The sequence below is a fragment of the Kitasatospora sp. NPDC048296 genome (assembly GCF_043201815.1).
Classification (GTDB): Bacteria; Actinomycetota; Actinomycetes; order Streptomycetales; family Streptomycetaceae; genus Kitasatospora.
Genome location: NZ_JBICZB010000137.1, coordinates 1 through 7,856, shown reverse-complemented (window position 1 = coordinate 7,856; position 7,856 = coordinate 1). Strand labels below are relative to the sequence as shown.

At 69.9% G+C, this 7,856-nt stretch carries 7 protein-coding genes; 6 read left to right on the top strand and 1 reads right to left on the bottom strand.

The genetic code is table 11. From position 1 onward, the window contains the following. Positions 1-313: 313 nt before the first annotated feature. The 5 genes from ACGF12_RS37555 (at position 314) to ACGF12_RS37535 (ending at position 6,058) form a co-directional block, all read left to right on the top strand. Complete coding sequence (locus ACGF12_RS37555; RefSeq protein ID WP_393040824.1) at positions 314-1,345, top strand: glycosyltransferase family 2 protein; 1,032 nt, start codon at positions 314-316, stop codon at positions 1,343-1,345. Positions 1,346-1,476: 131 nt separating this feature from the next. Further along, on the top strand, positions 1,477-2,100 hold the full coding sequence (locus tag ACGF12_RS37550) for an IS607 family transposase (protein ID WP_393040821.1): 624 nt from the start codon (positions 1,477-1,479) through the stop codon (positions 2,098-2,100). Beyond that, on the top strand, positions 2,097-4,058 hold the full coding sequence (locus ACGF12_RS37545) for a zinc ribbon domain-containing protein (protein WP_393040818.1): 1,962 nt from the start codon (positions 2,097-2,099) through the stop codon (positions 4,056-4,058). The genes ACGF12_RS37550 and ACGF12_RS37545 overlap by 4 nt, the downstream gene beginning before the upstream one ends. A 218-nt stretch (positions 4,059-4,276) precedes the next feature. Beyond that, positions 4,277-5,416 carry a DUF4157 domain-containing protein gene (locus ACGF12_RS37540; protein ID WP_393040815.1) on the top strand — a complete coding sequence of 380 codons (1,140 nt, stop codon included), beginning with the start codon at positions 4,277-4,279 and terminating at the stop codon, positions 5,414-5,416. 30 nt (positions 5,417-5,446) lie between these two features. Next, positions 5,447-6,058: a hypothetical protein gene (locus ACGF12_RS37535; protein WP_393040813.1), complete on the top strand. Its 612-nt coding sequence runs from the start codon at positions 5,447-5,449 to the stop codon at positions 6,056-6,058. 262 nt (positions 6,059-6,320) lie between these two features. Here the strand turns inward: ACGF12_RS37535 and ACGF12_RS37530 are convergent, their stop codons facing one another. Further along, positions 6,321-6,986, bottom strand: coding sequence for a nitroreductase (locus ACGF12_RS37530; RefSeq protein WP_393040810.1), 666 nt, complete (start codon positions 6,984-6,986; stop codon positions 6,321-6,323). 152 nt (positions 6,987-7,138) lie between these two features. Here ACGF12_RS37530 and ACGF12_RS37525 point away from each other — a divergent pair, with 152 nt between their 5' ends. Beyond that, on the top strand, positions 7,139-7,660 hold the full coding sequence (locus ACGF12_RS37525; RefSeq protein WP_393040807.1) for a hypothetical protein: 522 nt from the start codon (positions 7,139-7,141) through the stop codon (positions 7,658-7,660). Positions 7,661-7,856: the final 196 nt, after the last annotated feature.

Genomic DNA, 7,856 nt, shown 5'->3' with positions numbered 1-7,856 from the left:
ACGCTCGGCTGGGAAACCCCAGCCGAGCGCCTGCATAAACTCATCGCGGCCTGATCAAACCGACCACGTGTTGCAACGACCCCTAGAAACCGCCGTCGGGCGGACCGGGGCCTTCCCCCTGTTCCGGGCGTCAATGCGGCGCGGGCGCGACACGGAGCGTTGACGCCGGACACATCCGGCTCACCGAGACGAAGGCTCGACTCCACCCGTTGTTCGCCCGGAAACGGCCGCCGGTCGCTACGCTCGGACCACCGCCGGTAGCTGGCGGTCGGCGGCCGAATGGCCCGTCCGCTCCCCAGCGAAAGGCCGTCCGATGGCGCCGCGCCTCTCCGTCGTCGTCCCGATCTACAACGTCGAGCGCTACCTCGCGGAGTGCCTGGACTCGATCGCGGCGCAGACCTTCGAGGACTTCGAGTGCGTCATGGTCGACGACGGATCGACCGACGACGGACCCGTCATCGCCATGGCGTACGCCGCCAAGGACCGGCGCTTCCGGCTGGTCCAGCAGGAGAACAAGGGCCTCGGCGCCGCCCGCAACACCGGCTGGCGCCACCTCACCCCGGGGACCGACTACCTCGCCTTCGTGGACAGCGACGACACCCTGCCGCCGCACGCGTACGAGCTGATGATCCGCACACTGGACGAGACCGGATCCGACTTCGCCGCCGGCAACGCGCTGCGGCTGCGCACCACCGGCCTCTCCCCCTCGCACGCCCACCGCCGCCCGTTCCGCGAGACCCGGCTGCGCACCCACGTCAGCGAAACCCCCGCCCTGGTCACCGACCGGACCGCCTGGAACAAGGTCTACCGGCGCACCTTCTTCGACGCCGCCGGCATCCTCTACCCCGAGGGCATCCTGTACGAGGACGCCCCGGTCAGCGTGCCCCACCACTTCCTCGCCGAGCGGGTCGACGTGCTCGCCGAGCCGATCTACCACTGGCGGGTGCGCGAGGACGGCGCGCTGTCCATCACCCAGAAGAAGACCGACCCGCGCGGCCTGATCGACCGGGTCCGCTCGATGGAACTCGTCCGGGAGTGGCTGCTGGCCCGCCCCGAGCCGGTGTTCGCCGAATACCTGCGCGCCTACGACCGGAACTGCCTGGTCGAGGAGATCCCGATGTTCTTCTGGTCCGTCCCGGACGGCGACCGCCCCTACTGGGAGGTCTACCAGCGGCACGTCAGCCGGCTGATCCGGGCCATCGGCACCGAGCGGCTGGCCGGGCTGAGCGCCCAGCTGCGGGTCAAGTACCGCTTGACGCTCGCCGACGCGATGAACCGCTTCGGGGCCGTCCAGCGGGCGCACAGCCTCGTCCGCCGCACCCGCCAGGCGGTCAGGCGTCGGTGAGTTCGCGGACCCGCCACCACTGCTCCGTGCCGGCGGATGGTTCCTGCCGATCGTCTACCAGCGGTGGGTCGCCCAGGCCATCGAGGCTCACGAATTTGATTAAATACGCTGAGTGATTCTATGGTTACCGCATGGAGCTTCTCCGACTGTCAAAAGGCGCAAAGCGCTTGGGTGTTCACCCGGTGACGCTTCGCCTTTGGGCTGATGCGGGGAATCTTCCGGTGACTTGGATTGGGCGTGAGCGCCGGTTCTCCTCGGTCGATGTGGAGGCGATGAAGGTCACCGCTGGTGGCGGTGACCTGATTCGCCTGGAGGGCCTGTACGTTCGCGTCTCGGGCTCGACCGGTCAGGAGTCCTCGCTGGAGGCGCAGGAGACCGAGCTGCGGGCCAGCGCCGCGGGCGAGGTGGTCAAGGTATTCAAGGACCGAAGCTCCGGCCTGCGGGAGGACCGGCCCGGGCTGAACAAGCTCCTTCAAGTCGTCGCCAACGGCTCGGTGACGGTGGTTCGGGTGGCGCGCGAGGACCGGCTGGCCCGCTTTGGTGCTGGCTGGCTCAAGCGCCTGTTCGCCGTCCACGGGGCAACTGTGGAGATCCTGCATCCGGAGAAGCCCGCCGGGCGGCAGGAACTCCTGGAGGACTTCATCTCCCTGGTCACCACATTCGCCGGTCGACTGTACGGGATACGCTCAGCGGGCGCCCGCAGGCGTCTGCTGGTGGAGTCCGGGCAGTGCCCGCCGGACGGTGATGTTCGGTGAGCCGAAAACTGCCCCTCGCCGACGGCGAGACCTCCCGCACCGCGTGCGCCCGCATTCTGATCCGCACGGGCGTGGAGGAGAAGACCGGCGAGATCTTCCCGCTTCCCACGCTGGCGGAGCGGACCGGCTGGTGTCTGGACCTGGTATCGGGCATGGCCGGTCAGTTGATCGCCGGGCACTGGAACACGGCGGACGTGAACACCTTGGCCTCCGGGCACGACGCCGGGGGCCGCAAGCTCCCGTCGAACGCCTGGATGGCACTGCGCCGCCTCGGCTGGCTCGTGGCCGCCCCGGCGAAGGTCAACGACCGGATCGTGCGCATGGCCCAGGAACAGGCCGGACGCGCCCTGCGGTCCGTGAAGTGGCGCGCTGACGTGGTGTCCGGTGTCCTGACGACGTGGCCGGGCGACCCGGCCAAACGCGCCGCTGAGGAATGGGACGCGGTCCGCGCCGCCGTGCCGAGCGGCGAGTATCTGCCGTCCAGCGTCATCAAGTCCCGCACCCGGCAGATCGCCGCGTTCGAGCGCAAGAACGGTCGCCTTCCGGCGGATGTGTTCGAGCTGGAGCCCGCACCCCGCGTGGCCCGGATACTGTTGCTCGCCGCCTGCGACGGACAGCAGGCCACCATCGAACGCTCCGACGCGGACCCGGCGAAGGCGCTCCTGCGGCTGCAGCTGCCCACCCGGCCCGCCCCGCAGACATACAAGGACTGGACGTGGGTGGCCTGCCCCATCACCCTGCCGCCCACGATCCCGGCGAACGCCGTACTCCACCTGCCCACTGTGCGCACCGTCGGCGGGATGGTCCGGGCGGATCTCGCCTACACCCACCCCGTCCCCAAGACCCGGCGCACCGGGCACACGGTGGCGCTCGGCGTGGACTGGGGCCTCAACACCCTCCTGTCCTCCGGGGCGGCCCGGCTCCATGGCGACGGGAAGATCACTGCCCTCGGCGCGGGAGCGCAGTACCGCGCCGCCGGAGTGATGGCCAAGCAGCACCGGCTGCGCCGCCACGGCGAGAAGCTGCACGCCAAGAATGACCAGTACACCCGGATCATCAACGGCGACGACCAGCACGCGCTCGTCCCCCGAAGCGCCCTCCTGGCCCGGGAGATCGGGCGCGTGGCCGACCGGCGCTCGAACCTCAATGACGCCCTCGCCTGGTCGGCTGCTCGCTGGGCCGTGGACCAGGCCATCGCCGCAACAGCCACGGTCATCTACCTGGAAGACCTCCGGTCGATGGAGGCCAGGGGCATGGGCCGTACTCACAACACGCGTCTGTCCCAGCAGGTTCGAGGGAAGATCGCCGACCGGATGCGGTATCTCGCCGCCGAGGCCGGGATTGCCGTGGTGACCGTCCCGGCGCGCAACACCAGTAGGCACTGCGCTTGCTGCCTGACGCCGCTGCGGCACCGCAAAGCCCCCGATCGTCCCACCGCGCCGGGGTGGAAGTGGGCGGTGTGCCCCGACCCGCAGTGCGCCTGGCAGGGCGACCGCGACCAAGGAGCGTGGCGTAGGATCGCCGCACGCGGCCTCGCCCACCAAACCAAGACCATTACCGACCGCGCCACCGCCACCATGGCCATCCGTACCATCGTGGACACCCTGGAGGCCAAGGCGGTCATCACCCGGACGACCGGGCAGGAAGACCGGTCGAAGACCGGCCCGACCCGGAAGCGTTCACCACGCCCCGCGCCCCGGCGACGCAGGGCACCCTCCCCGGCTCGACCCCAGGGTCCGGCCGGCCAGTGTCCGGAGGGACACGTTTCAACGGACCGGCGGCTGCCCCGCGCAGCCCACCGGCGCCAGGGCGTGACCACGATCAACACACCCACCACCGGCCACCGGCCACGCGGAGCAACGTTGGGCGCGGGCTTCCACCTGCACGCTCACGCTACCCCGCCCAGGTGGGCAGAACCCACGCCGAACTCTACGGTTCGCATGGGATCGCTTAGCTGATCAGAGACGCTTCCACCTGCATGCGCACGCCACCCCACCCAGGTGGGAAACGATCCGAACCGATCCCGCAACCCGTGGATCACACAGGATCGCTTAGCCGATCAGAGACGCTTGCCCCGACACTGCCCTTCCGGTCCTTGCCCTCACCCCTGAGATCGTCGTAGACCGGCTCTGACACGCCGCGACCACGGCCCGAACCGCCTGTCCAGGAGGTAGATGTGCACGCGCACGACCAGCGATCGCAGGGCAAGTCCGAGCACCGTGAACACAGTCGACCAACCGCACGGCAGCACCCCGCGCCGCCGCACCTCCAGTCGATCAGCGCGCTCCAGCGCACCATCGGCAACGCGGCCGTCGTCCAACTGCTGAGGCGACAGCGGCAGTCGGAGTCCTCCGTGCAGCGCTCGACCGTCCACCAGGTGCTGCGGTCGCCGGGCCGCCCACTGGCCGATGACATGCGGGCGGAGATGGAGGCCCGCCTGGGCGCCGACTTCAGCAGCGTGCGGATCCACGACGACTCCGCCGCGGCCCGCTCCGCCGCCGAGATCAGCGCCCGCGCCTACACCTCCGGCGAGCACGTGGTGCTCGGCCACGGCGGAACCGACAAGCACACGCTGGCCCACGAGCTCACCCACGTCATCCAGCAGCGCTCGGGCCCCGTGGCCGGTACCGACCGCGGCGACGGACTGTCCGTCAGCGACCCCGGCGACCGTTTCGAGCGCGCCGCCGAGGCGAACGCCGTCCGGGCGCTGAGCCGGACGATGCCTCCGGCCGTCCAGCGGGTCGCCGCTCAAGCCCCTTCCCCCGGGGTGGAGTTGCCGGTGCAGCGCGCCTTCACCGGCGCGCCGTACGTCACCTACGGTGCGCTGAACGGAAACGGCGTCGGCACCTCGATGCATGCCGAACTCTGGCCCGGCCAGCTCGGCAAGGGCTCCAAGCCCAGCGTCCAGCCGTCCTGGTGGCCGACCGGGAGCGGCGCGACCGCCGACTGGTTCAGCAAGTTCATGGTGCAGGGGCACCTGCTCAACGAGCAGGTCGGCGGCCCCGGCAACACCATGAGCAACCTGACTCCACTGTGCAAGTCCGCGAACTCGGCGCACCACGCGAAGGTCGAGAAGGACGTCAAGGCCGAGGTGCTGACCAACGGCAACGTGGTCGAGTACGCCGTGACGGCCGACTACAGCACCCACCCGGCCGGGAAGGACTTCGCGCCGCTCGCGAGCGCGGTGGAGGCCGACATCGACGCCAACTACGCCGCCAAACTCGCCGGCAAGATCGAGGCCGAGTACACCGTCTACGACACCGCCGGCAACGAACTGCACGGCGACGCGTGGGAGATCGAGAACAACCGGCTGTAACACCTGCTGGCGCCCGTGAAGGAGACGTACGTGATCACCCCCCGCGCCCGGCTGGCCGCGATGATCGAGGACCTGGAGCGCAACCCCCGCGTGCAGCTCCTGGAGGCCACCGTCGCACCGCCGACCCCACCGTCCGACATCGAACTCGCCGTCCGCCTGGCCCACGGCCGCCTGCCGAACGGCGTCGAGGCGTTCTACCGCGAAGTAGGCGCAGTGCGCCTGAGGTGGCGTCACACCGTCCCCGAGCTCCTCCACGACGACCTCTCGGACCAGGGCCTCGTCAACCTCCTCCCGCTGAGCGAGGTCTTCGCCGATTGGCACGGCGTCACCTGGCACTCGCCACAGGACCAGGAGTACCGCACCGTCAAGCCCTTCGACATGTTCGTCCCCGAGGCCTGCGCGGCGTTCGTTCCTCCCCTCGACTCCGTCCACTACCACTACTTCGGCGAGGAGCTGTACGACACCGGGTACTCGTTCGACGCCTACCTGGAACGGCTGCTCGCCTCCCGCGGCTTCTGGTACTGGCCGCAGACGCTCTGCCAGGAGTTGGCGGAGAGCACCGAGGTCGCCGCGTTCCGTCGCGCGATGCCGGTGATCTTTCCGGACTACGACGACGCACTGTTCCGGCCGCTGCGACGCTGAACCGGTGGCGCTCGTGCCACTCCCGCGCCGAAGCGTGTGGCACGAGCGCCTCCGAGGGGGCGGTGCGACGGGTACGTCGGCGGCGGGCCCATCCGGGGCACTTCGTGGCCGTCCAACAGGTTCACCTCCTCGTCCGCCGCACCCGCCAGGCGGCCAGGCGTCGGTAACTTCCCGGGCCTGTCGCCACTGCTCCGTGCCGACGGATGGTTCCTGCCGATCGACTGCCACCGGTTCACCCCAAGGTCTGCCGACCTCCTCACGGTCACCCGCCGATGAAACTCACCGTCTCCGACACGTCCGCCCGCCCGGTACGAAGCCGCGGCACGCCTTCCTTCTCGAACCCCACCGCGACACCGCAGAACAGCACCAGGCCGTCATCGGCTTCGACCGCCGCGCTGACGGTCTTGCGGTACATCGTCCACATGACTTGGGGGCAGCTGTGCAAGCCTTCCGCCCTCAGCAGCAGCATGACCGTCTGCAGGTACATCCCGGCGTCCCCCCACTGCCCGGGGCCCATCGTCCGGTCGAGGTAGCAGAACAGCACGACCGGCGCCCCGAACGCCTCCGAGTTCAAGGCGGCGATCTTCCTGGGCCGGTCGGGGTCGTCGCGTTCGATTCCCAGGGCTTGGTAGCGCTGGGCGGCTGCGGCGGAAAACCGGTCCAGGTACGGCGTGGTCAGTTCGGCCGGGTACATCGGGTACTCCCGCTCATCGCCCGGGTCCCCGGCCAGTGCGCGCGCCGTCGCGCGCCTCTTCAGCTCGGCCAAGGGCTCGCCGGCTACGACATACACGTGCCACGGCTGCAGGTTCCCACTCGACGGAGCCCGCGTCGCTGCGGCCAGTACCCGTTCGAGAACCTCCCTGGACACCGGCTCATCGCTGAACGCCCGTACCGCTCGGCGGCTGTCCACGGCCTCGTACACATCCACGACTTCCCGTCCTCTCGCTCAACGATCACCACCATCTCTCTATCGGAATCTCACGCGGCCCGGTGGTGCGATCCTCCGGAGCGGCAGAGACGGGCTTCGACCGCCCCGATATCCGGTCGACCGACTCGTCGTTGCGGCCCTACTCTCGCGCGGTGACGAACAACGTGAAGACGGGCGAGGACTTCCGCGCACTGCTGCGCAGCCTCATCGGCCGCTTCGAAGACCCCGGCACCGACGTGCCGGAGCTCGACGACATCCTCCTCCGCTGGGCCGATTCCCTTCCCGACCGGGCTCCGGAACCCGGCTGGCCAGGCCTGGCCGACCAGCTGCTCGGTGCGCTGAACGCTCCGTCGGCCGGGCCCGCCGAGCCCGCACCCCTGGGGGGCCGGAGACCGGTCGCCTCTTCCGGGGAACTGCGCGCCCTGCTGCGCGGCCTGGCCGCCGACTACGCCCGGGACCGCGCCTGGAGGGTGGACAGGCAAGCCCGGGGACAGTGGGCCGGCGACGGCGGTGGCTGGGCGAGCGCCTCGCTGACCGGGTTCCTGGAGTCATGGGAGGCTTGGCTCGGTGCCAGGCTCGGTAGGTCAGCGGTGTTGCCGGGTGTGCAACCGATCGAACCGGTGACCTGGGCCTCCGTGGCCAGGCAGCTCGGCGCGGCCCGCGTCTACGAGTGACGCCACTCAGCCGGCGTGATGTCCTTGCCGCTTCTTCCCGTCGCCCCAGATGCCGTGCACGATGCGCTGGGCGGCGGCGTAGTCGTCCGCAATGCTCTCCGTGAAGTTCCACCCTGCGGTTGGACACCTGGACACTGGGACGTATGAGCCCAGAGGAAGCAGTCACAGGTGGGAACCAAGAGCAACATGAGTAAGC